Source organism: Streptomyces sp. Tu 2975, assembly GCF_009832925.1.
Taxonomy (GTDB): domain Bacteria; phylum Actinomycetota; class Actinomycetes; order Streptomycetales; family Streptomycetaceae; genus Streptomyces.
In genome coordinates this window covers 6,271,679-6,297,708 of sequence record NZ_CP047140.1, presented here as the reverse complement: position 1 = coordinate 6,297,708, position 26,030 = coordinate 6,271,679, and the positions used below count along the sequence as shown (strand labels likewise).

Sequence of the window (26,030 nt, the reverse complement as noted above, 5' to 3'; positions counted from 1 at the left end):
CACATCGTAGTTACGTACAGCGTACGTAGTGAGGTACGGTCGACCCATGACAACTACGTACGCTGTACTTAGTGAAGGTCTCGAGAAGCGGTTCGGCGACGTCCACGCCCTCCGCGGCCTCGATCTCGCCGTCGTCCGGGGCACGGTCTGCGCGGTGCTCGGCCCCAACGGGGCCGGAAAGACGACCGCCGTACGGATCCTGACGACACTGACCAGGCCCGACGCCGGGAGCGCCACGGTCGCCGGGCGCGACCTGCGGCGTGATCCCGCCGCCGTACGCCGCCGCATCGGCGTCGTCGGGCAGTACGCCTCGGTCGACGGCGACCTGACAGGGGCGGAGAACCTGCGGCTGTTCGCCAGGCTGCTGCGCGCGCCCCGCACCCGGGCCGCCGAGCTGCTGGAGCGGTTCGGGCTGACGGAGGCCGCCGACAGGCCCGCCCGTACCTACTCGGGCGGCATGCGCCGCCGCCTCGACCTGGCGGCCGGTCTGATCACGCGCCCCGAGGTGCTGTTCCTGGACGAGCCGACCACCGGTCTCGACCCGCACAGCAGGAACGAGATCTGGGACGCGGTGCGGCAACTGACCGAAGAGGGCACGACCGTGCTGCTGACCACCCAGTACCTCGAGGAGGCCGACCGGCTCGCCGACGACGTCGTACTGATCGACGGCGGCCGCGCCACCCACAACGGCACCCCCGCCGAACTCAAGGCGCTCATCGGCAACTACGCGGAGGTGGTCGTCCTCGACCGGGCCTCGCTGCCGGCCGCGGCGGCCGTCCTCGACCAGCTGACCGGCTCCGAGCCGGTCCTCGACGCGGAACGCCGGTCCGCCGGGGCCGTCACCACCGACTCGACGCTCACCCTGCCCCGGCTCGTGCGGGAGCTCGACGCGGCAGGGGTCGCGGTCCTGGACGCCGGGCTGCGCCCACCCACCCTCGACGAGGTGTTCCTGCGCCTCACCGGCCGACCGGCGATGGAGGCGGCCGCATGAGCACCGTCGTCCTCGACAGCACGGCCGTCCTCGGCCGCCACCTGCTGCGCATGAAGCACGCCCCGGCCATCCCGGTCATGACACAGACGATGCCGATCGTCTTCCTGCTCTTCTTCGGCTACGTCTTCGGCAGCGCGATGGCCATGCCGGGCGCGGACTACCGGGCTTTCCTGGTCCCCGGCATGCTCGTGGCGACCGCCGCGAACGGCATCATGACCGGGATGTTCACCGCCGCCCAGGACTCGCACCGCGGCGTCATGGACCGTTTCCGCTCCCTGCCCATGAGCCGCGGCGCGGTCCCGCTCGGCCAGGCGGCCGCGGATCTCGTGGCTGCGGCGGCCGGCCTGGTGCCGCTGCTGCTCGTCGGCCTCGCGATGGGCTGGCGGATCGAGGGCGGCGCCCTCGACGCCCTGGGCGGGTTCGGGATCCTGCTGCTCTTCCGCTTCGCCGCGACCTGGGCCGGCATCCTCCTCGGCCTCGCCTCGCGCAGCGAGGAGGCGGCGGGCCAGCTGGGCGGCGCGACCTTCATGCTGCCGCTTCTGTCGAACGCGTACCTGCCGACCGACGGGCTGCCGGGCGCACTTCGTACGGTCGCGGAGTGGAATCCCGTCTCCGCGGTCACCGCCGCGGTGCGGGACCTCTTCGGCAACGCGGCCCCGTCGGCGGACGCGGCCTGGCCGGTGGCCCATCCGGTCGCCGGAGCGGTGTGCTGGTCACTGGTACTGCTGGCGGTCTGCGTACCGCTCGCGGTACGGCGCTACGCGCGGTCCTGAACCCACCCCCGCCTGGTGGTGGTGACAAAGGTGCCACCTACACGATATGCACGGCTGTCATGAGCCCACAGCCGCCGCCCCTGCCCCTCCCCCTCGACGGCATCACCGTCGTCGCCGTCGAACAAGCCGTCTCCGCCCCGTTCGCGACCCGCCAGCTAGCCGACCTCGGCGCCCGGGTGATCAAGGTCGAGCGGCCGGACGGCGGGGACTTCGCCCGCGGTTACGACACCGCGGCCCGCGGTCTGGCCTCGCACTTCGTGTGGTGCAACCGGGGCAAGGAGTCCATCGCGGTCGACCTGAAGGATCCGCGCGGCCTCGACATCGTGCACCGGCTGGTCGCCGACGCCGACGTGTTCGTGCAGAACCTCGCGCAGGGCGCGGCGGCCCGGCTCGGACTGGACGCCGCCGCGCTGTGCGAGGCGCATCCGAGGCTGGTCGCCGTCGACATCTCCGGCTACGGCTCCGGCGGCCCGTACGCGCACAAGCGGGCCTACGACATGCTCGTGCAGTGCGAGGCCGGGCTGGTGTCGGTGACCGGGACGGCGGAGGAGCCGGTGAAGGCGGGTGTACCGGCGGCCGACATCGCCGCGGCCATGTACGCGTTCTCGGGCGTGCTCGCCGCCCTGTTGCGCAGGGGGACGACCGGCCGCGGCGGTGTCGTCGAGATCTCCATGCTGGAGGCGCTCGCCGAGTGGATGGGGCATCCGCTGCATCACGGGATGCACGGCGGCGAGCCACCGGCCCGCACGGGGCTCGCGCACGCCGTCATCTCCCCGTACGACGCCTACCCCACCGCCGACGGCGGTCAGGTGCTGCTGTCGGTGCAGAACGACCGCGAGTGGCGGCGGCTCGCCGAACAGGTCCTGGGCCGGCCGGAACTGGCCCTCGATCCCGACTTCGCGACCAACAGGGCACGCACGGCGAACCGTGACCGGACGGACGCGGCGGTGGCCAAGGCCCTGGCGGGACTGGCCACGGCGGACGCGGTGGAACGGCTGGAGGCTGCGGGGATCGCCTGCGCACGGCTGAACAGCATGGCGGACGTGGCGGCCCATCCGCAGCTCGAGGCGCGGGACCGGTGGCGCGAGGTCGCCTCACCGGTGGGGCCGCTGAAGGCGATGCTGCCCCCGATCACGCTGCCGGGCGGGGAGCCGGCTCGGACGGGGGCGATTCCCGGTCTGGGTGAGCACACGGACGCGCTGCTGCGGGGCCTGGGGATGACGGATGAGGCGGCAGCGCTGCTGCGCCGGGACGGTGTGGTCGCCTGAGCGGGGTGGGCGCGGTCGTCCCGACGCGTGGGAGCCGTGGGTGGTACGGCCGGGGGTCGGGTCAGCCGCGGCTGCCGAACAGTGAACGACGGAGCCTGCGCAGCGGCGCGAAGAGCGACACTCGCGCACTCTTGCTCCTGCGGCTGCGCGTCACGTCGCGCGAGGTCAGTTCACGCATCAGCAGCGTCGCCTCTGCCGCCTCGACCTGCGGGACGGCCGGCCCGCCGAGCACCGAGAGGTGCCGGTCGAGACGCGAACTCGTCGCACCGCTCCCGCATGTGATGGCAGGCACGCGCGGCCTGCTGCGCACTGTTATCTGTTCCATGTCACTCCCCACCCGTACGAGGCACCCGGCCCGGGCAGGTTAACCCTATCTCCCCGTCGGGACACCCGTGTATCCCGCCCGCATGATTCACCACACCCGTACGCGGGTTGACAACTACTCTCCGAATACGGCTGATTCCAGGGCGAGTTGGACAGCGTGCGTGCGACTTCCGGCCTTCGTTCGTACTGATGACCAATCAATGACTCTTGAAACGCCTGGAGTTGAGTTAGCTTGAAGTGATTTCCACCGGCTTGCGGCTCGGGGCCGCGGACAGGGGGCCCACCATGAGCGACGCGCCCGGGACGCCCGGGGCGGTGCGGCTGGTCGCCGGCCGCTACCACCTGCTGAGCCCGCTCGACGAGGACGCCACGGGAGTCGTGTGGCTGGCCCGCGACGAGGTCCTCGGCCGCCAGGTCGCGGTCGGAGAGGTCAAGCCGCCGGCCTCGCTCGGAGCCGGCGACGTCCGGGATCTGTACGAGCACCTGGAGAACGCGGCCCGCGCCGCCGGCCGGGTCTCGCACCGCAATGTGGTCGCCGTCCATGACGTGGCGGCGGAGGACGGCCGGCCGTGGATCGTGAGGGAACTGGTGCGCGGACTGTCCCTGGCCGACGTTCTCGACGCCGAGGGGCCGCTGTCGCCGCGCCGTGCCGCCCATGTCGGGGCGGAGGTGCTGGCGGCCCTGCGGGCGGCGCACGCCGCGGGTGTGCTGCACCTGGACGTGCAGCCGTCGAACGTGCTGATCGCCAATGACGGCCGGGTGATGGTCACCGGGTTCGGCGCCCTGACGGCCCGTGACTCCCCCAGGTTCGGCGCCCCCGAGGTACTGGCGGGCCGCGACCCGGGCCCGGAGTCGGACCTGTGGTCGCTCGGGGCGATGCTGCACGCGGCGACGGAGGGGCGGTCCGCGTTCGGCGCGGACCACGGCCACGGCGAGCGGGCGGAGACGGGCGGGACGGACACGCTGAGCGCGGTCGTCACGGAACTGCTGCACCGCAATCCGGCGGAGCGGCTCGAGGCCGCGGAGGCCGAGCACCGGTTGCGGCTGGCGAGCGCGGGCGGTGGTGTGCGTACGGATGCGCCGGTGTCGGCGGCCACGTCCGCACCGGAGACCGGGCCGCGGTCCGAGCCGGAGGCCGAGCCGGCTCCCGGGCGGCCGCCGGCCGTGCCCACCGCGGCCGCGGAGCGGAGCGACGACTCGAAACGGGCCACGACGGTCCTGGCCGTGGGTGTGGCTCTGCTGCTGCTCTTCGTCGTCGCCCTCGTCTGGCTGGTGGCCGGGGGCGATTGAGACCGAGGCGCCTGTGCCGCAGGACCACGGCAGGCCCGCGGTGGAAGCCGCGCGCCTGCCGTGACCGGGCTGCCGACAAAAGGCCGGGAAGCCGTCAGGCGTTGGAGGCGAACACGGGCAGATAGCCGCCGGACTGGCCGGCTGCGGTCGGGTGGTACGACTCTCCGATGTTCAGCCAGTTGACGCTGTGCAGCCAGGCGGAACCGGAGCAGATCTCATGGCCGGTGAACGTCCCCACGACGCTTGCGAAGCCGTAGCCGTGGTCGGCCGCGCGCTTGGCGATCGCCGTGTTGAGGTGGTCGGCGGCGCCGTTGATGGCGGACCGCTCGTTCTCGCTGAGGCCGGCGAGGCAGCTGCCGCCCAACTTGTAGAAGCGGGGATAGCCGAGGACGACGACCCGCGCCGCCGGGGCCTTGGCGCTGATCGCCGAGTACACCTGGTCGAGCTTTCCAGGCAGCGTCGAGTCGACGTACGCCTTGGCCTGTGCGATCCGGTTCAGGCAGGTGGACTCGGACTGCAGGACGCAGGTGGTCATGACGTCGGCGAAGCCCGCGTCATTGCCGCCGACGGTGAGGGAGACGAGATCGGTGGACGAGTTGAGGGGACCGAGCTGACTCGCCGTGACATCACCCGTACGGGCGCCCGAGCAAGCCGTGAAGGCGAACGACGAGGGTGAGTTCGCGTTGGCCCAGAGCTTGGGGAAGGCTCGAGTGCTGCGCTTGCAGTTGCCGCTCGCGCTGTCGTAGCTGCCGGCTCCCACGCCGGAGGAGTAGGAGTCGCCGAGGGCCACGTAGTCCAGGGACTGGGTGGTCGAGTCGGCCTGCGCCTGACCCGCTCCGGTGAGAGCGAGAACGGCGCCGAGGAGGAGTGAGGATGAGAATGCCGCGGCTCGGGACAGTTTCATGGAACCTCCCTATAGCAGGATTTCTGCCTCAACTTTCGTACCAGGGGACAGAGTTCACCGGAAGTGTCCATGCCAAGAATTGTTACTGACGAGTCAGTGGTGCGGTTGGGACAGCACCGCACCGGACGGCTGATTCACTGTCAAAAAAGATGAAAACCGGCCTCACTGACGCGGTCTTGTCATACAGTCCCAATCATCAATACCGTCGTACATCCACCCGCACCGGTCCATCACGCAAGCGGCTCAGGGGAGGGCAACGGCACCGCGATGGACACCGGACGGGTGTTGCGGCAGGGGGGTGCCGTGCCGGTTCCACGCTCGCGTCCATGACGCGCCGTGGACCGCTCGGCCAGTGATGCCGGCTCGACCGACCCAGCACGGAGCGGCGCTTCGCCATGGGCCGACGAGCAGAACACCCCCCTTTCGAACCGGACACTCATCCGGACCGCCCTGGGGAGGGCGGTCCACCGGTGGAGAGAGGGAACGAAGGCCATGAGCTCAGTCCTGCATCCGGCAGCCCCGGGGCAAGATCCGGTGAACGAACTCGCCCGCCCGTCGGTCAGATACCGGCCCATCTCGTCGCACCTGGCCATCACCCCGCCCGTGAGCGTGGTGATTCCCGCGATGAACGAGGCGGAGAACCTTCCGTACGTGTTCAAGACGCTGCCCGACTGGATCCACGAAGTGGTGCTCGTCGACGGGAACTCCACCGACGGCACCGTCGAGGTGGCACGCGACCTGTGGCCCGGGGTCAAGGTCGTCCAGCAGCTCGGCACAGGCAAGGGCGACGCCCTCATCAGCGGATTCGCCGCCTGCACCGGCGACATCGTCGTGATGGTCGACGCCGACGGCTCCGCCGACGGGCAGGAGATCGTCTCCTACGTCTCCGCCCTGGTCTCCGGCGCCGACTTCGCCAAGGGCTCCCGCTTCGCCAACGGCGGCGGCACGGACGACATGACCGGGATACGCAAACTGGGCAACCGGGTCCTGTGCGCGGCCGTCAACGCCAAGTTCGGCGCCCGCTACACCGACCTGTGCTACGGCTACAACGCCTTCTGGAAGCACTGCCTCGACGAGATCGCCCTGGACTGCACCGGCTTCGAGATCGAGACCCTGATGAACATACGCGTGGTCAAGGCCGGACTGCGGGTCCAAGAGGTCCCGAGCCACGAGTACCTCCGCATCCACGGCGTCAGCAACCTGCGCGCCGTGCGGGACGGACTGCGGGTCCTGAGGGTGATCCTCAAGGAGAAGGGCGTACGGCGTGCCGCGCGCCGCCGGCCCGCGGCCATCGGCGTCACGACCGCCCGGGGAGGGGTGTCGTGAGCCCGAAGGCCGAGGCACCCGACTTCTCCGTGGTGATCTGCGCGTACACCGAGGACCGCTGGGAGGACATCCTCGCGGCGGTCGCCTCGGTCCGACGGCAGACGCTGCCGCCCCTCGAGACGCTGCTCGTCGTCGACCACAACCCGGCGCTGCTCCGGCGGCTTCGCGACCGGTACGAAGGGGAACGGGAGGTGCGGGTGCTCGCCAACGCGGGCCCCCGCGGCCTGTCGTCGGGCCGCAACACCGGGATCGCCGCGTCCCTCGGCCACTTCGTCGCCTTCCTCGACGACGACGCCGTGGCCGAGCCGGACTGGCTGCGGTACTTCGCCGAGGGCTACGACGACGAGCGGGTCATGGCCGTCGGCGGGCGCACGCTGCCCGCGTGGGCGTCCGGCCGCAGACCCGCGTGGTTCCCGCAGGAATTCGACTGGGTCGTCGGCTGCACCTACCGGGGCCTGCCGCCGGGGAAGGTCCGGGTCCGCAACGTCCTCGGTGGCAACGCCTCCTTCCGGCGCGCCGCGTTCGACGCCTGCGGCGGCTTCGCCACCGGCATCGGGCGGGACGGCGACCGGCGGCCTCTGGGGTGCGAGGAGACCGAGTTGTGCATCAGGCTCACCCGGGCGCTGCCGGACGCGGTGCTGCTGATCGACGACCGCGCGGTCATCCACCACCGGGTCCCCGCCGTGCGTGAGCAGTTCCGCTACTTCGGCGGCCGCAGCTACGCGGAGGGCATGTCCAAGGCGCTCGTCGCCCGTAGCGTCGGGGCGGGCAAAGGGCTCGAGTCGGAACGCCGTTACACCACCCGGGTCCTGCCGGCCGGTGTCGTCCGCGGGCTGCGCGACGCGGCCCTCGGCCGGCGCGGCGGCGCGGGCCGGGCGGGCGCGATCGTCGCGGGAGTCGTGGCGGCCGCGGCCGGGTACGTGGTCGGCGGCGTGCGGGCCGGCAGGGGCGGCGCGGCGTTCTCGTCGGGGCCGATCGCGAACACGGCACCGTCGGAGGCCGCGCGGTGAACGCGCCTGTGCCCGTCCTGATGTACCACGCCGTCGGGGAGCGGCCCGCCCCCGCGGCCTACGGCCTCTCCGTCTCGCCCCGGTCCTTCGCACAGCAGATGCGAATGCTGGCGGAACGCGGCTTCACCCCCGTCACCACCGCCGAACTCGGCGACGCCTGGCGTTCGGACGGACGCCGGCCGCTGCCCGGCCGGCCGGTGCTGATCACGTTCGACGACGGCTACGAGGGCGTACACCGGCACGCCCTCCCCGTCCTCGCCGCACACGGCTTCACGGCCACCGTGTTCGTCTCCACCGGGTGGCTGCGGGGAGAGCACGACGAGGGCGGCGCGCCGGACACCATGCTCGACCGGGACCAGGTGCGGGAACTGGCCGCGGCGGGGACGGAGATCGGCGGCCACTCCCACACCCACCCCCAGCTGGACCAACTCGACGGGGAGCGTCTCGCTCACGAGACGGCCCACTGCCGGGACGTCATCGCCCAGGAACTGGGAACCGCGCCCGTCTCGTTCGCCTACCCCTACGGCTACTCCGACCGGCGGGTGCGCGGCGCCGTCCGCGCGGCCGGATTCGCCCAGTCCCTCGCCGTCGGCAACGCCCTGGCGGCGCGGCACCAGGGGCCGTACGCGCTGAGGCGGCTGACCGTACGGCGCAGCACCGGGCCGACGGAGTTCGAACGGCTCGTCGAAGGGCGCGCCCTCCTGCGGAACTTCGCGAAGGACCGGGCCCTCACCAAGGGCTACGCCGTCGTGCGCCGGGTCCGCCGGGCCGCCAAGCACCTGAACGCGCTCACGACCTCCGGCGCAGGGAGCCACTGAACGGGTCCATGTCGCCGCACCGGGCAAAACACCGTGCGGCGGCCGGGGCCGTGCCGGATCATGGGCGCCATGTCTGCCAACCCTCAGGACGCGCTGCCGATCCGGCTCAACGTCGACGACAGTGATTCACCCTCTGACGTCATCGACGCGCTGTTCCTCGGTCGCTTCGCGACGGGCGAGCAGCCGTACTCGTTCAGCTCCTCGATCGACCGCGTCAAGCCCGGCGCGACGATGCTGCCGTCCGGGGCGACGGTGCTGCGCTCGGCGCGCGACGACGACCGCAGCGCCACGCTCGCCGAGGGCGACGGCTGGACGTTGCTGGTCTCCCGCTGGAACCGCGGCGCGGACGTCACCGTCACCGCGGTCAGCTCCGACCTCGCGGAGAAGACCCTCAAGGAGGCCACCGACGGAGTGGCCGACGAACCGGAGCCGCAGCCGGAGAACGTGACCATGGGCTTCTGGTACGTCTCGCCGCGGCGGGGCCCGCACCGCACGACACGGCAGATCGCGGCCGGCACATGGGAAGAGGTCCGGGCGAACTACACCGCGCCCGTCGCCGACGCGATGGACCGGCTGATGAAGGTCACCCCCGACGACATCGCGGGCCGGCTGCTGCTGCTCCACGGCCCGCCCGGCACGGGCAAGACGTCCGCGCTGCGGACCCTGGCGCGCTCCTGGCGCGACTGGTGCCAGGTCGACTGCGTCCTGGACCCGGAGCGGCTGTTCAACGACGTCGGCTATCTGATGGACATCGCGATCGGCGAGGACGAGGGCACTTCGAAGGGACGCTGGCGGCTGCTCCTGCTGGAGGACTGCGACGAGCTGATCCGCGGCGAGGCACGGCACACGGCGGGCCAGGCCCTGTCGCGCCTGCTCAACCTGACGGACGGTCTGCTGGGGCAGGGCCGCAACGTCCTGGTGGGCGTCACCACCAACGAGGACCTGGAACGCCTCCACCCGGCGGTCGTCCGCCCCGGCCGCTGCCTGGCCCGCATCGAGGTCGGCCCGCTGACCCGCGAGGAGTCGGTGGCCTGGCTGGGCACGGACACGGGCGTCAACCGGGAGGGCGCGACGCTGGCGGAGCTGTACGCGCTCCGCCGCGGGACGACGCCGGCGTCGGTCCCCTCCCAGACGCCCGGCCCGGACGCCGGCCTCTACCTCTGAGGGGCTTGCCCGGTTCGGCAAGGGGCGGGGTGGGGGACAAGCCATCTGCGGGCGCCGCCCGCCCGCGGTGGGCGGACGTCACCCCTCGTACGCCACCCGCAGCGCCGCCTCCACCGCCTCCACCGCCGCCGCCCGGCTCAGCCCGAGGCGGCGTGCCTCCACCGCGTACTGCGTCGCGGCCGCCGCCGCCCGCCGCTCCGCCGCGTCGCCCGCCGCCGCGACGAACGTGCCGTTGCGGCCGCGCGTCTCGATGACGCCGTCCCCCTCCAGCGCCCGGTACGCCTTCGCCACGGTGTTGGCCGCGAGCCCCAGTTCCTCCGCGAGCCCGCGGACGGTCGGCAGTCGGTGGCCCACAGGCAGCACGCCCGAACGCGCCTGTTCGGAGATCTGCGCGCGCAGTTGCTCGTAGGGCGCGTCCGGCGCGTCGGCGTCGATGGTGATGTTCAAGGTCACCGGCCGATTCTCGCACCGCCCGGAAATTCCCGGGCGATCGTCCCCTTCGGCGCGTACCGTGCCTGCCCATGACTGTGATCGTCCGTGATTTCCGCCCGGAGGACGCCGAAGCCGTGACACGGGTGCGTCGCGCGTCGCTGCCGTTCGAGGTGATGACGCCGAAGTCTGTCCTCTTCGATGTCGAGAACGCCAACCCGGCGAAGAAGTACCGGCTGTTGGTCGCCGAGAGGGACGGCGAGCCGATCGGCACGGCCCATGTCGGCATCGCGTACGACGCGGCCGAGCCGGGGCACGCCTTCGTCACCCCGCACGTCCATCCCGACCATCAGGGCCACGGCGCGGGCGGGCTGCTGCTGCGCGTCGCGGAGGAGCATCTCGGGGCGGAGGGTGCGACGAAGGTGTTCGCGTGGGTGCTGAAGGAACCGCGTAACCTCGCGTTCGCCGAGAAGCGCGGCTACCGGCCGGCCCGCGCAGCACACTTCCAGCGCCTCGATCTGGCGAACAAGCCGCTCCCGGAGCTCCCCGCGCTGTCCCCGGGCCTGGAACTGCGGACCGCCGCCGACTTCGAGGCCGACCCGCGGCCGATGTTCGAGGCGGACGCGGAGGCCACGTGGGACGAGCCGAGCGACATCCCCACCGATTTCGACGACTACGAGGACTGGCTGAGTCACACCTGGAACCACCCGCTGCTCGACCGGCGGCTGAGCTCCGTCGTGATGGTCGACGGCAAGGTAGCCGCGTACACGGCCGCCATGACGGACGGCGGCACCCGCTACCTGTCCGGCATGACGGGCACCATGCGCGCCCACCGCGGCAAGGGGTACGCCAAGCTCGCCAAGACCGACTCGCTGCGCCGCGCCCGTGCGGCGGGCTACACCGACGCGTTCACGAGCAACGACGGCGAGAACGGCCCCATGCTCGCGATCAACAAGTGGTTCGGGTACGAGATCTGCGCGTCGGAGGTCCGCCATGTCCGCGTCCTCGATTGAGGTACGGCTGATCAAGGCAGGGGCGACTAAGATCCGCTACCCGGCGGACCTGCTCTCCGACGACGGTACTCATGTCACGGTCCGGGCCCTGTGGGCGGCTCCCGGGGTGCGTGACTTCGGCTTCGTACGCTTCGAGCCGGGCGATGTGTTCACCGAGCACTACTGGCGGGACCGCTGGTACTCGGTGAAAGAGGTCCGCACGGACGACGGCGTGCTCAAGGGCTGGTACTGCGACATCACTCGGCCCGCCGAGCTCGACGAGGCCGGCGGGCTGAGCGTCGAGGACCTGGATCTGGACCTCTGGGTGTCCGCGGACGGCACGGAGATCATCCGGCTGGACGAGGACGAGTTCGAGGAGAGCGGTCTCCGCGACCGCGACCCGAAGGCGGCGGCCGAGGCGGTGCGGGCCCTCGACGAGCTGGAACAGCGGGCCCGGGCCGGCAGCCTCACGCAGGTGCTGGACCGGTGACACGGTGAGGGGCGGGCCACGACCGTGGCCCGCCCCTCGTGTCCTCATGTGTTCCCGTGGTACCGCTCGGCGTCTAGGCGGCCGATCGGTTCCTGACGAACAGCTTCCTCAGCCACGGCCAGGCCAGCAGCACCACGATCACGGCGTAGACCGTCACCGAGAACGGTGTGTCGACGAGCCCGACGATGCTGCCGTCGCTGATCTGGAGCGCGCGCCGCAGCTGCTGCTCGGCCGCCGGGCCGAGGATCACACCGATGACGGCGGGCAGCACGGGGAGCCCGTAGCGGCGCATACCGAAGCCGATGAGACCGATGATCAGCAGGATCACCAGGTCGATGGCCTCACCGCCGACGGCGTACGCGCCCACCGCCGCGAAGAACAGGATGCCGGCGTACAGGTACGGGCGCGGGATGCGCAGCAGCTTCGCCCAGAGCGGCGCGAGCGGCAGGTTCAGCGCGAGCAGCAGCACCATGCCGACGAACAGCGAGGCGATCAGGCCCCACACCAGGTCCGGTTCCCGTTCGAAGAGCAGCGGTCCGGGCTGGATGCCGTACTGCTGGAAGGCAGCCAGCATGACCGCCGCGACCGCGGTCGTGGGCAGGCCGAGCGTGAGCATGGAGACGAGCGTGCCCGCCGCGGAGGCGGAGGCCGCGGACTCCGGACCGGCCACGCCCTCGATGGCGCCCTTGCCGAACTCGTCCTTGTGCTTGGAGAGCCGCTTCTCCGTGACGTACGACAGGAAGGTGGGGATCTCCGCACCGCCCGCCGGGATCGCGCCGAACGGGAAACCGATGACGGGTCCGCGCAGCCACGGCTTCCACGTGCGCTTCACATCGGACTTCGCCAGCCACGGCCTGCCGACCGGGATGGCGTCTCCGCTGTTGCGCCGCAGATGGGCGGCGACCCACAGCGCCTCGCCGATGGCGAAGAGACCGACCGCGACGATGACGACGTCGATGCCGTCGGCGAGCTGGAGGGAGCCGAACGTGAGGCGCTGCTGACCGGTCATCTGGTCGAGGCCGACGAGGCCGAGGGTGAGACCGATGAGCAGGGAGGCGAGGCCGCGGATCCTCGACGAGCCGAGGACCGAGGTGACCGCGATGAACGCCAGCACCATGATGGCGAAGTAGTCGGGCGCGCCGATGTCGACAGCGAGCTCCGCGACGGTCGGTGCGAGGGCGACCAGCAGGACGGTGCCGATCATGCCACCGGCGAAGTGGCCGCCCGCCGCGGCCGCCAGCGCCTGTGCGCCGCGCCCGGCCTTGGCCATCGGGTTGCCCTCGATCGCGGCGACGACCGCCGCGCTCTCTCCGGGCGTGTTGAGCAGGATCGATGTCGTGGAGCCGCCGAACATGGCTCCGTAGTAGATGCCGGCGAACATGATGAACGCGCCGGTCGGCTCCAGCCCGTACGTCACCGGCAGCAGGAGCGCGACCGCCATGGCGGGGCCGATGCCGGGCAGCACGCCGATGGCCGTGCCCAGCAGGACGCCTATCGCCGCCCACAGCAGGTTGATCGGGGTGAGCGCCGTCCCGAAGCCGTCGAGAAGGGAGTTCAGGGAATCCATCAGAGCACTCCCATCAGCGGGCCGCCGGGCAGCGGGACGCCGAGCAGGTTGTTGAAGACGAAGTAGGTGACGACGGAGAGGACGGCCGCGATCAGAGGATCGCGGTCGATGCGCCGGCTGCCGAGCGCGTAGGCGGAGCCCCAGAAGAGCAGCGCCCCGGAGAGCGGGAAGCCGAGCGGCCCGATGAGGACCGCGTTCGCGAGGAAGACACCGGCGAGCAGCAGCACGGTCCGCCAGTCGCTCGGCTCGGAGAGGTCGATGTCCTCGCCGCCCTCCGCCTCGCCCCGGCCGCCTCTCAGCACGTCGACGGCGAGGAGGACGGCGACGACCAGCAGGCCGACACCGACGGCGATCGGCACGGTCGTGGGTCCGACGGGCCCGCGCTGGGCGATGTCGACGTCCATGGTGAGCGCGTCGGTGAGGACGAGGACGCCGATGACGAGGAGCAGCGCGCCGACACCGAGTTCGGAGTGTTCCCGCAGCCAGGCACGCCTGTCCGGGGTCCGGGTCGTGGACCTGGTCGAGTTCACAGCCCCAGCTCCTTCAGCACCTGGTCGACGCTGTCGTCCTGCTCGTCGAGGAATTCGCCGAACTTGTCGCCGGTGAGGAAGGCGTCGTCCCAGCCGTTCTTCCTCATGGAGTCCTGCCACTGCTTCGATCCGTGCAGCTTCGTGACCAGCCCGATGAGCTTGTCGCGCTCGCCGTCGGTGAGGCCCGGCGGGGCCACGATGCCGCGCCAGTTGGTGAACTCGGTGTCGAGCCCGGCCTCGCGCAGGGTGGGCGCGTCCAGACCGGGGACACGCTTCGGCCCGGTCACGGCCAGCAGCCGCAGCTCGCCCGACTTGATCTGGTCGAGGTACTCGCCGACGCCGGAGACCCCGAAGGCGACCTTGTTGCCGAGGATGGAGGCGAGCAGCTCACCGCCGCCGTCGAAGGGGATGTAGTTGACGGACTTGGGCGCTATCCCGGCGGCCTGCGCCATCAGCATGGGCGCGAGGTGGTCCGGCCCGCCGGGCGAAGAGCCGCCGCCGACCGGAAGCTTGCCGGGGCTCTTCTTCCACGCGTCGATCAGCTGGCCGATGTTCTTGTACGGGGAGTCCTTGGCGACCACCACGATGTCCTGCTCCTCCGTGAGCCGGGCGATCGGTGTGGTGTCGGCCAGGGTCTTCGGCGACTTGTTGGTGTGTACGGCGCCGACGACGCCGAGGCCCATGGACATGGCCAGCTTGCCGTTGCCGTGCTCGCCGACGAGCCGGGTCAGGCCGACGGTGCCGCCCGCGCCGGGCAGGTTGAAGACCTCGATGTTGTGGGTGAGCCCTGCGTCCTCGGCGTTCTTGGCGGCCGTGCGGGCGGTGATGTCGTAGCCGCCGCCGGGGGTGTTGGGAACCATGAACCGCAGACCGGGGATCTGGGTACCGGTTTCTGCGCCGCTGCCCGAGGTGAGCAGCGGCGGCCCCACGAGCACCAGCAGTGCCGCCCCGAGCAGGGCAATGGGGGTGCGCAGTCGCACGGGATCGCCTCTCGTCGTAGATGTGTGAAGTGGCCCACATGTTGCCTGCGCGTTAAGAAGCTGTCTCTCTTCCGGAATCAACGGACGTTGTGGTCCTTGTGGTCGCGGCTTAGCGTGTCGGCGTGACAAAGGTGCTGGTGGTGGACGACGACTTCATGGTCGCGAAGCTGCACAGCCGCTATGTGTCCCAGGCGGAGGGCTTCACGGTCGCCGGGGTGGCCCACAGCGGCGGCGAGGCGCTGCGCGCCGCGGAGCGGCTGCGGCCCGACCTCGTGCTGCTCGACATCTACCTGCCCGACATGGACGGCATCACGGTGCTGCGGGAGCTGCGGGCGGCGGAGGAGCGTGATCCGGACCGGCCGAGCGCCGACGCCTTGTTCATCACGGCCGCACGGGACGCGGCGGTGGTCCGCTCCGCGCTGCGCGCGGGCGCGCTGCACTACCTGATCAAGCCCTTCAACCAGGCCGCGCTGCATGAGCAGCTCCGGCATGTGGCGGCGCTCCGCTCACGCCTCGACCGGCTGGACGAGGCGCGCCAGGAGGATGTGGACCAGATCTTCGGCACCCGTCCGCCCGGCTCCCGCGAGCTGCCCAAGGGCCTCGCCCCGCACACTGCGGAGCTGGTGGAGCGCATCCTGCGGGAGCACCCGGGCGATCTCTCGGCCTCCGAGTGCGCGGCGGCGGGTTCCCTGTCACGGGTGAGCGCGCGGCGGTACCTGGAGTACTTCGCGGAGACGGGCCGGGCCGAGGTGACGCTCCGCTACGGCGGTACGGGCCGCCCGGAGCGCCGCTACCGCCGCATCGGCTGAGGCGGGGGGCGCCGCGCGTTCTGCGGGTTCCGCGGGTTCTGCGGGTTCCGCGGGTTCTGCGGGTTCCGCGGGTTCCGCCGGGCGAAGGAGCAGGTCAGGTGCCGGCCGGCGGCTGGTGGAGGCCGAAGGGTGAGCCCTGGTCGTCGTGGCACAGCTGGAAACGGCCGAAGCGGGCGACCGTGTCCTCGTCGCCGCCGACACCGATGTCGTCGACCGACCCGCCGAGCTCGCGTACGCGGGCGACGGCCGTCTGCATGTCGTCGACGCGGAAGAAGATGTACGGGGCGGCTCCGGAGTCACCTCCGTGCACTCCGCCGGGGACACCGGGGGTGCGGATCGAGTAGCCGCCGCCCTCCGTCGTCCCGGCCTCGAAGGTCCAGCCGAACAGCCCGGCGTAGAAGGTCCGGGCCTGCTCGGAGTCCGCGACGCCCAGTTCGAAGAACGAGATCTCCCCGGCCATGCCCTCTCCCGACGTCGGTGGAACCCGGTGCGGTCCCACCGTACGGCGGGCATCCGGCGGCCGCATCCGGCCGGGCGCCGTCCTCCGGGCGACGTGGCGCGACGGACCAGCCGGCAGGAACCCGGCCTCGCCGACCTGCTGGAACGGCTCGGACGGCCGGAACGGCCGAAAACGGCTGCAACCGCCGACGAGGCGATGACGTTCCGCACGGCGCGCGACCGGAGACTCAAGCTACTGGACGGGTGGGCCTTCTCTTGGCGGCAACGATCAGGACACATACGCCCGGAGCGGGGATCGCCCTGCGGGACCATGACCGCATGAAGCCTGCCGCGCGGCTGCCGCGCCCCCTTGTGCCCGTCACCGCCGTGGCGACCCTTGCGCTGGTCGCCTGCGGCAGCGAAACCGCCGGAGCCGGAGCCGACCGGGCCGAATTGGAGGCACGCGCGCGTGCCGCCCAAGTGGCGATCGAGAACGTCTACGTCACCGAGGTGCCGGGCTACGAGGTGGCCAAGCAGTCCGTGGGCGTGCTCGGCGCGGACGGGTTCTCGGCGACGTACGTCGAACAGGGGACGGGCGCGCAGATACGTCTCGGTGTCGACAAGGGCTCCATGGACGCGGCGCTCTGCCCGAAGACCCCGCTCGGTGTCGGCAGCGGCGGCACGGACGGCGCTGTCGAGTGCGTTGCGGACGGCGGGAGTTGGTACCGCACGAGCGGCACGCGGCACGAGTACGCGACCGAGGTGGACGGCAGGCTGGTGCGGCTCGACGCCGACACCGCGACCGTGGACCGCGCCACCCTCCGCAAGGCGGCCGAGGCGGCGCACGCCGCGAACGACGCCGAGCTCGATGCCGTACTGCCTCCCACGCGGGACGACGCCGGTGAGCCGGTCGAACGCGGCGACCTCCCGCCGGCCGGTGACGGCGCGCCGAACAACGAGGTGGGGACGAGCGGCTGAGCCGGGCCGGACCGCTGGGCCGACCGACCGGGCCCTGGACTCCACCGACCTCACGCCCGCCAACCGGCTGATCACCATGGCGGGTCGCGGATCCCCCTCCGGGCAGGCTGGGACAATTCGCCCATGGCTCCCGAGGCAGGTACCGCGAAGAGTTCGTCAGCACGACTCGTCCTGCTGACGCTCGCGACCGGTCAGTTCCTCATGGCGCTCGACAGCTCCGTCATGAATGTCTCGATCGCGACGGTGGCCGACGACGTGGGCACCACGGTGACGGGCATCCAGGGCGCCATCACGGCCTACACCCTGGTGATGGCGATGTTCATGATCCCCGGTGGCAAGGTCGGGGCGCTGATCGGCCGCAAACGCGCGTTCATGATCGGCTGCGGCGTCTACGGCTGCGGCTCCCTCATCACGTCGCTCGCACCGAACCTGCCCGTGCTGCTGTTCGGCTGGTCGTTCCTCGAGGGAATCGGAGCGGCGCTCATCCTTCCCGCGATCGTGGCACTCGTGGCCGGCAACTTCGCCGCTGAACGCCGCCCCGCCGCCTACGGACTCGTCGCAGCCGCAGGAGCGGTGGCGATCGCGCTCGGGCCGCTCATCGGGGGCGTCGCGACGACGTACTTCTCCTGGCGGTGGGTCTTCGCCGGTGAGGTGGTGATCGTGCTCGGCATCCTGCTGCTCGCCCGCCGCATCGCTGACGCACCGATCGGCGAACGCCCGCGCATCGATCTGATCGGCGCCGTGCTTTCCGCCCTCGGACTCGGGACCTTCGTCTACGGCGTGCTGCGCTCCAGCGAATGGGGCTGGTTCCGGCCGAAACCCGACGCACCTTCCTTGCTCGGGATTTCGCCGGTCGTGTGGCTGATGCTGGCCGGCCTGCTTCTGATCTGGCTCTTCCTCCGCTGGGAGGCCCGCCTCGTGGAACAGCGCAGAGAGCCACTCATCGACCCGGACCTGCTGCACAACAAGCAGCTCACCGGCGGGCTGACGATGTTCTTCTTCCAGTACCTCGTGCAGATGGGCGTGTTCTTCGTCGTACCGCTCTACCTGTCGGTCGCCCTGGGCCTGTCCGCGCTCACGACCGGCGCCCGGATCCTGCCGCTCTCACTGACACTGCTGGCGGCCGCCGTCCTGATCCCCCGCTACCTCCCGAACGTCTCACCACGACGGGTGGTGCGGCTCGGGGTCCTCGCGATGCTCGCGGGCGCGGTGATCCTCATGGCCGCGCTCGACGCGGACGCCGGGGCGGAGATCGTCACCGTCCCGCTCCTGTTGATCGGGCTCGGCATGGGCGCGCTGGCGTCCCAGCTCGGATCGGTCACCGTGTCGGCAGTACCGGAGGCACAGAGCGCAGAGGTCGGCGGCGTCCAGAACGCCGTCACCAACCTCGGCGCCTCGATCGGTACGGCACTCGCCGGGTCGATCATGATCGCCGCGCTCACCTCCTCGTTCCTGACCAGCGTCGAGCAGAATCCAGCGGTCCCTGCCGACGTCAAGAGCCAGGCGGCCGTCGCGCTCCAGAGCGGCGCGCCCTTCATGTCGGACGCTCAGCTGAAAACCGCCCTCGATGAAGCGGGTACGAGCTCGGAGGTGACCCGGGACGCGCTCGATGCGAACGCCGCCGCCAGGATCGACGGCCTGCGCGCTGCACTCGCCATCCTCGCGCTCACCGCCCTCCTGGCGCTGTTCTTCACCCACCGGATCCCGACGACCCAGCCCCGCTCCGCCAATGCCTGACCGCAGGCAGCTCGGCAGGATTCGTCCCTGCGGCCTTCTGAACCGCAGCTCTTGCATGTGGATGGATCGGTGGCGGCGCCCGAGGGCGATGGTGCGGCTCACGGCGCCTTTCCGGCGGCCCGCTTCGTGTTCTTGCCGCCGGTTCCGGTGCTGCTCCGCCCAGGCTTGGCGGGTGCGCTCTTCCGGCTCTTGGCGGCCCTCTCTGCCGCTGCCCCCGCCTGCGACGGCGCTGTCCTGGCCGGTGCGGTCGGCCACTTGAACTCGATCTCCAGCTCGATCTCCCCGTCACCGACCTCGATCTCCGTCTCGCTCTGAAGTTCGTCGGGGATCCGCAGGCTCAGCCTGCCCGGGCCGAGTACCAGTTCGGCGTCCCCTCCTTGCCTCAGCGCGGCCGCGATCGCCATGAGCTGATCAGCGGCTTCGAGGCGTGACAGCGAGCCCTTCTGTTCGTACTTGAGGTCCTTCATGGCTCGTCTCCGATCCGGCAGAAACGGTGTGCAACGCCGCGGCGTCACCTGAAAGCGCTGGTACGGAGCAGTCGCGTCATGCGGGGGCCGGGGCGAAGGGATGCAACTCGTCAGCGCCAGGTTGCACGACGCCGTAGCTGCTCTCCGGTACCTCGTTCCAGGCGCCGGGCAGGTCGCCGAGGGGCTCGGACACGATGAGGCGGGTCTCCTCGGAGATGTCCTCGAGGAACGCGAGATCGGGGTGGAGCCTGCGCAGTGCGTCGACCCGGCTGCTGTAGAACAGCGACCGGGAAGCGTTCTCGCTGGAGTAGCGGAAGGCCCAGACGCGTTCGCCGTCGGTGATGGCGAGCGTCATCTGGAGCGGGAACTCCACCCCATGGTCGCGGGCGGTGCGCTCCACGACCCCTGCCATCTTTGCCACGGCGGCGGGCGGGTCCTGCTCCAGGCCGAAGGTGAGTGCCAGGTAGAACATCACCTCGGAGTCCGTCGTCCCTTCGAGGTCGGCGTACAGCGCGGGATCGATGAGCATGGTGAGGTCACGGCGCATGAGGTGGAAGCCGGCGACGGCTCCGTTGTGCATGAACATCCAGGGGCCGCGCCGGAACGGGTGACAGTTCGATTGCTGCACCGCCGTTCCGGTCGACGCCCGGATATGGGCGAAGAACAGCGGGGAGCGGACGTGGTCCGCCATCTCCCGCAGGTTGCGGTTGTTCCAGGCGGGGCCGATGTCCCTGAGGAGCGCCGGAGTGCTGTTGTCCTCCGTGTACCAGCCGACACCGAACCCATCGCCGTTCGTGGTCTCCACGCCGAGCTTGGAATGCAGGCTCTGGTCGATCAGCGAGTGGGCCGGTTTGTACAGGATGGTGTCGAGCAGCATGGGTGTTCCCGAATACGCGAGCCATCGGCACATACGTGATCACCTCGAGCGCCCCGGGGACAACTCGCCATTCTCTGCCGCCCTCCGCGGGCGGCGTACGGATCTTCGTCCGGCCTTTTCATTCTCGCCCCCCTCCCCGGCCGCCGCCAGGCGGCCGGGGCCGGGCGCGAGCAGCCCGGCGGGCTGTGCGTTCCTCACCGCAGCTCAGTGCGCGTCCAGGGCGGTGCCACCGGGCTTGTCGAACTCGGCGTCCTGAACGTTGATCCGCCCGGCGACGGAGGCACCTGTGAGCCGTACTTGTCCGTGCGCACGCATCTCCGGCGCCCACAAGTCGTCCCCGATCGTGGCCTGGTTGAGCCGCAGCACCGGCTCGGAGTCGTCCGGCGCCGTGAACTCCGCCCGCTCCATGAACAGCGCCCCGGAGATCTGCGCCCCACCGAGCCGCACCGGCCCCCGCATGAGGCAGTCCGTCATCCGCAGCACCCCCTCGACCCGCAAGGTCGCCGAGGCCAGGCCCGGCAGCACGGATTTCCTCGGACTGAGCTGGCGCAGCTGGGCACCGTACAGGTCGGGAACGCCGTCGAAGTGGCACTGGCGCAGCCGGATGGCAGCGTCGATCGTGGCGTACCTGAGGTCCAGCACGCCGGTGATCCGCGCCCCCGTGATCTTGAGCGCGGTGATCTCCCCCTCCTCCTGCGGAGCCTTGAGCAGCAGCGTCCGCAGCACACACGCCCGTACGGTCCGCTCCGCGCCCCAGGTGTTGCCGAGCGCCGGATCCTCTTCCTCGGCGGCGCGGAAGTCCACGGACTCGCCGCGCGGAAAGGCGCGCCATATGCGTACCTCTGCCGGCGTCAGATCGTGGGTGTCGTTCACGCCGGGACTCTGACGTGCTGCGTTCGGGCTGTCAACTACCGTACGGAGCAGGCCATGCCGTCCGACATCCTTCCTGCGCCTCATCGGCTGCGAACCGGCATGGAGACGAAGCTCCGGGCTGTGACAGGCCGGTTGGCTCCGGTCATGCAGCCACTGAGCATCCTTCCGGGTCCGCGGCGAGTGAGGGACACACCTCCTGCGGCGGCGATCAGCTCCGGGTGCCGGTGTCCCGCAGGGCGTGGCCGCCCCGGGGGCGTGCCGAGCCGGCTGGGCAGACCTCCGCGACGGCACCGCCGATGGTTCGCATCGAGGTACCGCGCGGCACGCGGGGAGCCACATGGGGTGCCACCCCCGACGACATGAGGCGGCTCCGCCTGGGCTGCCGCGGACGGCCGACCGCGACCCCAGTGGTCAGGCGAGCGCGAGCACCTGGCTTCCTGAGCCCCCTCTTGGCCTCACCGCAAGCCGCCTGACGGGCTGTGCGCTTCATCGCCGCAGCTCAGTGATGCGAAGAATGGATCCAGGGAGCTAGCTGGGAGCCATTCGGGGAGCCACTGTGTCTCAGCGGCTCCCCGTTCGCGTCACGTCTCCGCCGCGTCCGCTTCACCGAAGATCGCGTCCATGGCCTCAGCGCCCTGAGTGATGACGGGACGGATCTGCTTCCGGTAGACCGCTTCGGTCGTGCGGGTACCGCTGTGTCCCACGACCCGCGCGATGACCTCCAAGGGAATGCCGTGGTCGGGCCTGTGGTGCCGGTTGGTCGGGCATGGATCTCGCCGACCTGCTCGACGCACCCGGCGACCGGGAACCGCTGCTCACCGTGAGGGAGGCGCACGCCGTGCTGCGCCTGCTCCAGCCCGTCGCCGGCGGGGGCGGTGAGGAAGCGCTGGCGGCCGACGAGATGATGGTGCGCCTTGCGCAACGCGTGCCTGGCCCGCCCGCGTGAGTCCTTGCGGCACCATCGCTCTTTTGGTCGGGTGACCTTGGGGCAATGGCGACCGTTGATCAACGCATGAAGAAGCGAAACATTCTCACCACTGCCGCTCTCACTGTCGGCACGCTCGCTATCGCTGTCGTACCTGCGCACGCAGGGATCGTTGACGGCACCCTCAACAACCTCGGGCTCCTCGACAACATCTCGCTGCTGAACTCGAACGTCAACAGCGACCCGACCACCACCGAAAACAACAACGCCAACACCCGCGCCGACGGCAAGAAGAACAACTCTTCCGACCAGAACTGATACGGCGCTCGGCGCAGCCGCCCCGTCCGGCCCTGGTGGCGCGGCCAGTTGGTAGGCCGGGCGGGGCTCCTAGACGTTCGGGATGGCGCTGATGACGGCGTTGGCGAGCTCGAGGGCCACACGCAGCCGACCTTGCGTCGCAGGCCGAACGCGAGAGGTTTGCGGGCCTCCATGACGCCCTCCGGCGTGACGCCGTAGGGGAGATCGAGATCGGCCCGGTAACCGGGCCCGTCTCGCACGATCTCGCTGGTGAAGCGCAGCCCGCTCATGTCGCCGCCCTTCTTGATGGCGGCGGACACCTTCGCGTACCGATCGAGTCCAGACCGCGCAGCACGATCGAGCCGGTGAGCTTCTGCACCTCCGTCTTCAGCACCGCCGGACCCACGACCGGCGCGTCGGGCTGCTGCCCAGCGACACCGAGCAGCAGCACGCCGCCCGCCGCGAACGCGTACAGGAACGCAGGTGGGAGCTGACCCAGCATGGTCAGTCAGCCCACCCCTGCAGTTTCAGGAGCCCTCTGCCGGTATGACGAACGGCATGGCCAGCAGCCACTGCTGGTTATCCCCGTCATGCGGCTCCCAGAACACGGGCATCGTCCTGGCCTCAGCTTCGCGAGGGGTGTCCAGCGCGAGGCCCGTCCCTGCGTTGATGATGCGGTGCGCCCGAAGCCCAGGGGCGGGTATGACATGCCACCGTTGCCAAGCAGCGTCGTCGTCACTCCGCCCCCGCATGCGGAGATGATCAAGCGACGCTGCCGCATGTCCATCGAGCAGCAAGTTGTTGCTTGCGGAGATGATGTGCACCTGCCTGCCATGGCCGGACGCCTCCAGGTACCACAACTGATGGGGCTGACCGTGCGGCCCCCAGAGATGCGGCTGGCTGCCATCGGAGTTGCGCAAACACGTGTCGAGCGCCAACCCGCTGCTGACCGATATGAGCAGGAAGGGCCCACTCGGCTGACGCTCACGACGCTTGAAGAACGCGCCCACATCGTTCGTTCCGATCTTCAGGAACGGAAGACCTATCTCGGCACTCACCTGACGGTTCCGCGGCAGCATGGCCGTCATCCTAGGATGTCGGACTCCCCCCAAGTGCGGCGTTTGCAGCTTTAGAAGGCTTCGTCAACCTCACGCCAGAAGCCTGAGTAACAACGCCCGCATCGGGCCATTACCGGGCATGTAGAGGCCACGCGGGGAGCCACATGGGGAGCCACTCCCGGCGACACCAGGCAGCTCCCGACGGACGACCACGGACGTGAAGTACCCGTCCTCGGTGGTCAGACAAGCGTGGATGCCTCGCTTCCTGAGCCCCCTCTTAGCCTCACCTTAAAGGCGTCATAAGGATGGCCCTCACCCCCCGCCAACAGGCGATTTCGACGTGCCGAGCGGCTAACTTGCAGATCACCGGGGCCGGTTCGAGCAGTCGGTGCCGTAGTCCGCGGGGGGCCGCGCCTCCGGCTCGAACCGGCCCCGGTGTCCCCCCCATAGCCGCCTTAAGGAGAACGTCCCCATGACCGCTCGCCGCAGGGTCACCACGGTCGCCGCGCTCGGCTTCGCGCCGCTCGCCCTCGCCGGTCTCGCCACGGCGCCGGCGTCCGCCCACGGATCGATGACGGACCCGGTCAGCCGGATCTCCGCCTGTTTCGCGGAGGGGCCGGAGAACCCGGACTCGGCGGCGTGCAAGGCGCTGGTCGCGGCGGGCGGGACGCAACCGCTGTACGACTGGAACGAGGTCAACATCGCCGATGCGGCGGGGAATCACAAGCAGTTGATACCGGACGGCAAGCTGTGCAGCGCGGGCCGCGACAAGTACAAGGGCCTCGACCTGCCGCGCGCCGACTGGCCGTCCTCGCCGCTCGCCTCCGGCAACCACACCTTCCGCTACAAGGCGACCGCGCCGCACAAGGGCACGTTCGAGCTGTATCTGACGAAGGACGGCTACGACCCCACGAAGCCGCTCGCGTGGTCGGACCTGGAGGAGAAGCCGTTCGCGAAGGTCACGAACCCGGAGCTGCAGAACGGCGCGTACGTCTTCAACGGCATCGTGCCGAACAAGTCGGGCCGGCACCTGGTGTATTCGATCTGGCAGCGCTCGGACTCCCCCGAGGCGTTCTACACCTGCTCCGACGTGGTCTTCGGCAAGGACAGCGGTGGAAGTGCCGCGGCCCCCGCCGCGAGTGCGCCCTCCGAGCAGGACATCGAGAAGGGTGCGGACAAGTCCACGGTCGACCACGGCGGTCACGGCGGTGACGGCCACGGCGAGCCGGCGGACAAGGGCGCAGGCACAGGCACAGGCGCGGACACGGACACGGGAACAGAGGCGGGGAAGCCCGCGGAGCAGCCGGCGGAGAACGCCCCGGAGGCGAAGGGCGCCGACGAGCCCGCAGCCGCCCCCGCCGCCCCGGAGACGTCGGACGAGAAGCTCGCCGCCACAGGTGGCGACAGCAGCACCACCTACATGGCGATCGGCGGTGCGGCGACGCTCGCGGTCGGTGCGGCGGCGCTGTTCGGGCTGGGCCGACGCAGGACCGTGACGCCGGGCGGACGTCACAGCCGCTGAGTACGACACGGCGAGGCAGGCGCCCGTGCCCGGGATCCCGGGCACGGGCGCCTGCCCTTTCACGTGCGCCGGGTCAGCCGAAGACGGACGCGCAGGTGGTGGGTCTCGCGTGCGCCGGGTCGAGCGCGTTGGCCACCTCGTGGTAGGCGATCAGGTCGAACACGCCGATCGCGACGTGCTCCGACAGATCGAGTGGACAGAGGTCCTGGAGCAGTACGTTGCGGACGTTCGGCCCGCTGAGGTACTGCGACCGCCAAGGCGTGACCACCTCGTCGTAACGGGTGGCGATGACCGTGTAGCGCACGCCGGGCACGGTGTCGCCGTCCGCGTTGAGCTTGGTGAGGAAGGCGGATCCGGTGACCTGGTCGGCGAGGGCCGGGGTGTGCCGGCCGAGCAGGTCCGCCGCGCCGGGGAAGTACGGCAGCAGCTTGGTGAAGCCGTTCAGGTTGGTGCCGTGGTTGCTGGGGGCGATGCCGACGAGGGCGTTCACCTTGGCGGCCCCACCCAGGAACTTGAGGTAGTAGCGCGGCATCATGCCGCCCTGGGAGTGGCCGACGATGTCGGCCTTGGGCGCGCCGGTGGCGGCGAGCACCTTGTCGACATAGGCGTCGAGTTGCTCCGCCGACCTGTCGATGGGCCCGAGGCCGTGGAAGAAGGGCACATGGGGGAGTTGCCCGTAGTCGAGGGAGAAGACGCAGTAGCCGCGCTTCACCAGATACGGGGCGAGGACGAGCCAGTTGTCGACGGAGTTCCCGAGGGTGCCGTGGACGAGGACGACGGGACGGGGATGGGCGGCGGAGGGCTTGCAGTTGTAGTCGTTCCAGCCACTGCTGGGGGCGGCAGTGGTGGATTCCGCGGTGGCGGTGGCGGCCGGGGTGAGGGCGACGGCCACTGCGAGCATGAGGGCTGACAGTGGTCTGAGCGCACGTTTCCAAGGCAGCATCGATCTGTCTCCTTGCGGCTCAAGGGAGTTGCGATGGCTGGATTGCTGTGCTCACGTCAACTTACGGGCGGGTAACCGGAACTGGGAAGTTACGCGTCGGTAAAGACTGCCCCTTCTTACGGAGCGGATCTGCTATGTACCGGCTCCGTGACGGTGGACGGATACTCCGGCAAGGCCGCGCTCGGCAGGCGGGTGCACACACGGACGGCGCTCGGTCAGCGCCGGATTCATCGGCAGGCGGCGCTCCCGC

The 26,030-nt window shown here is 70.6% G+C and carries 27 protein-coding genes and 3 pseudogenes; 16 read left to right on the top strand and 14 right to left on the bottom strand.

Annotated elements, in window-relative coordinates; genetic code table 11:
- The first annotated feature begins 46 nt into the window (after positions 1-46).
- From GLX30_RS27970 to GLX30_RS27960, 3 genes are read left to right on the top strand one after another with little or no spacing between them, the layout of a single operon-like run.
- Complete coding sequence (locus GLX30_RS27970) at positions 47-991, top strand: ATP-binding cassette domain-containing protein (protein ID WP_159693466.1); 945 nt, start codon at positions 47-49, stop codon at positions 989-991.
- On the top strand, positions 988-1,764 hold the full coding sequence (locus GLX30_RS27965; protein WP_159693464.1) for an ABC transporter permease: 777 nt from the start codon (positions 988-990) through the stop codon (positions 1,762-1,764). Before GLX30_RS27970 ends, GLX30_RS27965 begins: the two co-directional genes overlap by 4 nt.
- 59 nt (positions 1,765-1,823) lie before the next feature.
- Positions 1,824-3,032, top strand: coding sequence for a CaiB/BaiF CoA-transferase family protein (locus GLX30_RS27960; protein ID WP_159693462.1), 1,209 nt, complete (start codon positions 1,824-1,826; stop codon positions 3,030-3,032).
- Between the two features lie 61 nt (positions 3,033-3,093).
- Here GLX30_RS27960 and GLX30_RS27955 read toward each other — a convergent pair whose 3' ends face one another.
- Positions 3,094-3,357, bottom strand: coding sequence for a hypothetical protein (locus GLX30_RS27955; RefSeq protein ID WP_159693460.1), 264 nt, complete (start codon positions 3,355-3,357; stop codon positions 3,094-3,096).
- A gap of 284 nt (positions 3,358-3,641) precedes the next feature.
- Here GLX30_RS27955 and GLX30_RS27950 point away from each other — a divergent pair, with 284 nt between their 5' ends.
- Positions 3,642-4,646: a serine/threonine-protein kinase gene (locus GLX30_RS27950; protein WP_159693458.1), complete on the top strand. Its 1,005-nt coding sequence runs from the start codon at positions 3,642-3,644 to the stop codon at positions 4,644-4,646.
- A gap of 94 nt (positions 4,647-4,740) precedes the next feature.
- On the opposite strand, the gene GLX30_RS27945 is transcribed toward GLX30_RS27950, so the two are convergent.
- Positions 4,741-5,550 (bottom strand): SGNH/GDSL hydrolase family protein, encoded by an 810-nt coding sequence (locus GLX30_RS27945; RefSeq protein ID WP_159693456.1) that lies wholly within the window; start codon positions 5,548-5,550, stop codon positions 4,741-4,743.
- Positions 5,551-6,042: 492 nt separating this feature from the next.
- On the opposite strand from GLX30_RS27945, the gene GLX30_RS27940 reads away from it, so the two are divergent.
- The 4 genes from GLX30_RS27940 (at position 6,043) to GLX30_RS27925 (ending at position 9,868) form a co-directional block, all read left to right on the top strand.
- Positions 6,043-6,876, top strand: coding sequence for a glycosyltransferase family 2 protein (locus GLX30_RS27940; protein WP_159693454.1), 834 nt, complete (start codon positions 6,043-6,045; stop codon positions 6,874-6,876).
- A complete protein-coding gene (locus tag GLX30_RS27935) occupies positions 6,873-7,886 on the top strand; it encodes a glycosyltransferase family 2 protein (RefSeq protein ID WP_159693452.1) in 1,014 nt (337 codons plus the stop codon). Before GLX30_RS27940 ends, GLX30_RS27935 begins: the two co-directional genes overlap by 4 nt.
- Positions 7,887-7,906: 20 nt before the next feature.
- Entirely contained in the window at positions 7,907-8,704 is a 798-nt protein-coding gene (locus tag GLX30_RS27930; protein ID WP_159695290.1) for a polysaccharide deacetylase family protein, read from the top strand.
- 69 nt (positions 8,705-8,773) lie between these two features.
- The gene (locus GLX30_RS27925) at positions 8,774-9,868 is read left to right on the top strand and encodes a DUF5925 domain-containing protein (protein ID WP_159693450.1); all 1,095 of its coding nucleotides are present in this window, start codon (positions 8,774-8,776) and stop codon (positions 9,866-9,868) included.
- Positions 9,869-9,946: 78 nt separating this feature from the next.
- Here GLX30_RS27925 and GLX30_RS27920 read toward each other — a convergent pair whose 3' ends face one another.
- Positions 9,947-10,321, bottom strand: a complete 375-nt coding sequence (locus GLX30_RS27920) for a GntR family transcriptional regulator (RefSeq protein ID WP_159693448.1) — start codon at positions 10,319-10,321, stop codon at positions 9,947-9,949.
- A gap of 68 nt (positions 10,322-10,389) precedes the next feature.
- Here GLX30_RS27920 and GLX30_RS27915 point away from each other — a divergent pair, with 68 nt between their 5' ends.
- Positions 10,390-11,310: a GNAT family N-acetyltransferase gene (locus GLX30_RS27915; protein WP_159693446.1), complete on the top strand. Its 921-nt coding sequence runs from the start codon at positions 10,390-10,392 to the stop codon at positions 11,308-11,310.
- Positions 11,291-11,779 carry a DUF402 domain-containing protein gene (locus tag GLX30_RS27910; RefSeq protein WP_159693444.1) on the top strand — a complete coding sequence of 163 codons (489 nt, stop codon included), beginning with the start codon at positions 11,291-11,293 and terminating at the stop codon, positions 11,777-11,779. Before GLX30_RS27915 ends, GLX30_RS27910 begins: the two co-directional genes overlap by 20 nt.
- 73 nt (positions 11,780-11,852) lie before the next feature.
- On the opposite strand, the gene GLX30_RS27905 is transcribed toward GLX30_RS27910, so the two are convergent.
- From GLX30_RS27905 to GLX30_RS27895, 3 genes are read right to left on the bottom strand one after another with little or no spacing between them, the layout of a single operon-like run.
- Positions 11,853-13,346 carry a tripartite tricarboxylate transporter permease gene (locus tag GLX30_RS27905; RefSeq protein ID WP_159693442.1) on the bottom strand — a complete coding sequence of 498 codons (1,494 nt, stop codon included), beginning with the start codon at positions 13,344-13,346 and terminating at the stop codon, positions 11,853-11,855.
- Complete coding sequence (locus GLX30_RS27900; RefSeq protein WP_159693440.1) at positions 13,346-13,876, bottom strand: tripartite tricarboxylate transporter TctB family protein; 531 nt, start codon at positions 13,874-13,876, stop codon at positions 13,346-13,348. The genes GLX30_RS27905 and GLX30_RS27900 overlap by 1 nt, the downstream gene beginning before the upstream one ends.
- On the bottom strand, positions 13,873-14,856 hold the full coding sequence (locus GLX30_RS27895) for a tripartite tricarboxylate transporter substrate binding protein (RefSeq protein WP_159693438.1): 984 nt from the start codon (positions 14,854-14,856) through the stop codon (positions 13,873-13,875). The genes GLX30_RS27900 and GLX30_RS27895 overlap by 4 nt, the downstream gene beginning before the upstream one ends.
- A 122-nt stretch (positions 14,857-14,978) precedes the next feature.
- Here GLX30_RS27895 and GLX30_RS27890 point away from each other — a divergent pair, with 122 nt between their 5' ends.
- A complete protein-coding gene (locus GLX30_RS27890; protein ID WP_159693436.1) occupies positions 14,979-15,665 on the top strand; it encodes a response regulator in 687 nt (228 codons plus the stop codon).
- A gap of 94 nt (positions 15,666-15,759) precedes the next feature.
- Here the strand turns inward: GLX30_RS27890 and GLX30_RS27885 are convergent, their stop codons facing one another.
- Positions 15,760-16,125 carry a VOC family protein gene (locus GLX30_RS27885; RefSeq protein WP_159693434.1) on the bottom strand — a complete coding sequence of 122 codons (366 nt, stop codon included), beginning with the start codon at positions 16,123-16,125 and terminating at the stop codon, positions 15,760-15,762.
- A 317-nt stretch (positions 16,126-16,442) separates the two neighbouring features.
- Between GLX30_RS27885 and GLX30_RS27880 the strand changes: the two genes are divergently transcribed.
- Positions 16,443-17,081 carry a hypothetical protein gene (locus GLX30_RS27880; RefSeq protein ID WP_159693432.1) on the top strand — a complete coding sequence of 213 codons (639 nt, stop codon included), beginning with the start codon at positions 16,443-16,445 and terminating at the stop codon, positions 17,079-17,081.
- Between the two features lie 123 nt (positions 17,082-17,204).
- Positions 17,205-18,818, top strand: a complete 1,614-nt coding sequence (locus tag GLX30_RS27875; RefSeq protein WP_159693430.1) for an MFS transporter — start codon at positions 17,205-17,207, stop codon at positions 18,816-18,818.
- A 98-nt stretch (positions 18,819-18,916) separates the two neighbouring features.
- Here the strand turns inward: GLX30_RS27875 and GLX30_RS27870 are convergent, their stop codons facing one another.
- The 4 genes and pseudogenes from GLX30_RS27870 to GLX30_RS27855 all read right to left on the bottom strand — a co-directional run.
- Complete coding sequence (locus GLX30_RS27870) at positions 18,917-19,285, bottom strand: amphi-Trp domain-containing protein (protein ID WP_159693428.1); 369 nt, start codon at positions 19,283-19,285, stop codon at positions 18,917-18,919.
- 76 nt (positions 19,286-19,361) lie between these two features.
- Complete coding sequence (locus GLX30_RS27865; protein WP_159693426.1) at positions 19,362-20,195, bottom strand: class II glutamine amidotransferase; 834 nt, start codon at positions 20,193-20,195, stop codon at positions 19,362-19,364.
- Positions 20,196-20,408: 213 nt separating this feature from the next.
- Positions 20,409-21,035: pseudogene (locus GLX30_RS27860) on the bottom strand (membrane-associated oxidoreductase); the annotation flags it as partial.
- Positions 21,036-21,616: 581 nt separating this feature from the next.
- A pseudogene (locus GLX30_RS27855) lies at positions 21,617-21,775 on the bottom strand (site-specific integrase); the annotation flags it as partial.
- Positions 21,776-21,801: 26 nt separating this feature from the next.
- Here GLX30_RS27855 and GLX30_RS27850 point away from each other — a divergent pair.
- Both GLX30_RS27850 and GLX30_RS34445 read left to right on the top strand, forming a co-directional pair.
- Positions 21,802-21,981, top strand: coding sequence for a hypothetical protein (locus GLX30_RS27850; RefSeq protein ID WP_159693424.1), 180 nt, complete (start codon positions 21,802-21,804; stop codon positions 21,979-21,981).
- A 66-nt stretch (positions 21,982-22,047) separates the two neighbouring features.
- The gene (locus GLX30_RS34445) at positions 22,048-22,278 is read left to right on the top strand and encodes a hypothetical protein (RefSeq protein ID WP_167306774.1); all 231 of its coding nucleotides are present in this window, start codon (positions 22,048-22,050) and stop codon (positions 22,276-22,278) included.
- 110 nt (positions 22,279-22,388) lie between these two features.
- Here GLX30_RS34445 and GLX30_RS27845 read toward each other — a convergent pair.
- Positions 22,389-22,741: pseudogene (locus GLX30_RS27845) on the bottom strand (cell division protein FtsK); the annotation flags it as partial.
- A gap of 43 nt (positions 22,742-22,784) precedes the next feature.
- Complete coding sequence (locus GLX30_RS27840; RefSeq protein WP_159693422.1) at positions 22,785-23,336, bottom strand: RICIN domain-containing protein; 552 nt, start codon at positions 23,334-23,336, stop codon at positions 22,785-22,787.
- A gap of 451 nt (positions 23,337-23,787) precedes the next feature.
- Here GLX30_RS27840 and GLX30_RS27835 point away from each other — a divergent pair, with 451 nt between their 5' ends.
- Positions 23,788-24,837 (top strand): lytic polysaccharide monooxygenase, encoded by a 1,050-nt coding sequence (locus GLX30_RS27835; RefSeq protein ID WP_159693420.1) that lies wholly within the window; start codon positions 23,788-23,790, stop codon positions 24,835-24,837.
- Positions 24,838-24,910: 73 nt separating this feature from the next.
- Here the strand turns inward: GLX30_RS27835 and GLX30_RS27830 are convergent, their stop codons facing one another.
- Complete coding sequence (locus GLX30_RS27830) at positions 24,911-25,780, bottom strand: alpha/beta fold hydrolase (RefSeq protein WP_159693418.1); 870 nt, start codon at positions 25,778-25,780, stop codon at positions 24,911-24,913.
- Between the last annotated feature and the right edge of the window lie 250 nt (positions 25,781-26,030).

Bases quoted from the DNA above. Each gene is read 5' to 3' on its own strand.
- GLX30_RS27955 (WP_159693460.1), bottom strand. From the start codon at position 3,357: ATGGAACAGATAACAGTGCGCAGCAGGCCGCGCGTGCCTGCCATCACA.
- GLX30_RS34445 (WP_167306774.1), top strand. From the start codon at position 22,048: ATGAAGAAGCGAAACATTCTCACCACTGCCGCTCTCACTGTCGGCACG.
- GLX30_RS27870 (WP_159693428.1), bottom strand. From the start codon at position 19,285: ATGAAGGACCTCAAGTACGAACAGAAGGGCTCGCTGTCACGCCTCGAA.
- GLX30_RS27850 (WP_159693424.1), top strand. From the start codon at position 21,802: ATGGATCTCGCCGACCTGCTCGACGCACCCGGCGACCGGGAACCGCTG.
- GLX30_RS27905 (WP_159693442.1), bottom strand. From the start codon at position 13,346: ATGGATTCCCTGAACTCCCTTCTCGACGGCTTCGGGACGGCGCTCACC.
- GLX30_RS27915 (WP_159693446.1), top strand. From the start codon at position 10,390: ATGACTGTGATCGTCCGTGATTTCCGCCCGGAGGACGCCGAAGCCGTG.
- GLX30_RS27960 (WP_159693462.1), top strand. From the start codon at position 1,824: ATGAGCCCACAGCCGCCGCCCCTGCCCCTCCCCCTCGACGGCATCACC.
- GLX30_RS27865 (WP_159693426.1), bottom strand. From the start codon at position 20,195: ATGTGCCGATGGCTCGCGTATTCGGGAACACCCATGCTGCTCGACACC.
- GLX30_RS27950 (WP_159693458.1), top strand. From the start codon at position 3,642: ATGAGCGACGCGCCCGGGACGCCCGGGGCGGTGCGGCTGGTCGCCGGC.
- GLX30_RS27910 (WP_159693444.1), top strand. From the start codon at position 11,291: ATGTCCGCGTCCTCGATTGAGGTACGGCTGATCAAGGCAGGGGCGACT.
- GLX30_RS27830 (WP_159693418.1), bottom strand. From the start codon at position 25,780: ATGCTGCCTTGGAAACGTGCGCTCAGACCACTGTCAGCCCTCATGCTC.
- GLX30_RS27885 (WP_159693434.1), bottom strand. From the start codon at position 16,125: ATGGCCGGGGAGATCTCGTTCTTCGAACTGGGCGTCGCGGACTCCGAG.
- GLX30_RS27930 (WP_159695290.1), top strand. From the start codon at position 7,907: ATGTACCACGCCGTCGGGGAGCGGCCCGCCCCCGCGGCCTACGGCCTC.
- GLX30_RS27940 (WP_159693454.1), top strand. From the start codon at position 6,043: ATGAGCTCAGTCCTGCATCCGGCAGCCCCGGGGCAAGATCCGGTGAAC.
- GLX30_RS27965 (WP_159693464.1), top strand. From the start codon at position 988: ATGAGCACCGTCGTCCTCGACAGCACGGCCGTCCTCGGCCGCCACCTG.
- GLX30_RS27835 (WP_159693420.1), top strand. From the start codon at position 23,788: ATGACCGCTCGCCGCAGGGTCACCACGGTCGCCGCGCTCGGCTTCGCG.
- GLX30_RS27840 (WP_159693422.1), bottom strand. From the start codon at position 23,336: ATGCTGCCGCGGAACCGTCAGGTGAGTGCCGAGATAGGTCTTCCGTTC.
- GLX30_RS27880 (WP_159693432.1), top strand. From the start codon at position 16,443: ATGAAGCCTGCCGCGCGGCTGCCGCGCCCCCTTGTGCCCGTCACCGCC.
- GLX30_RS27875 (WP_159693430.1), top strand. From the start codon at position 17,205: ATGGCTCCCGAGGCAGGTACCGCGAAGAGTTCGTCAGCACGACTCGTC.
- GLX30_RS27925 (WP_159693450.1), top strand. From the start codon at position 8,774: ATGTCTGCCAACCCTCAGGACGCGCTGCCGATCCGGCTCAACGTCGAC.
- GLX30_RS27945 (WP_159693456.1), bottom strand. From the start codon at position 5,550: ATGAAACTGTCCCGAGCCGCGGCATTCTCATCCTCACTCCTCCTCGGC.
- GLX30_RS27970 (WP_159693466.1), top strand. From the start codon at position 47: ATGACAACTACGTACGCTGTACTTAGTGAAGGTCTCGAGAAGCGGTTC.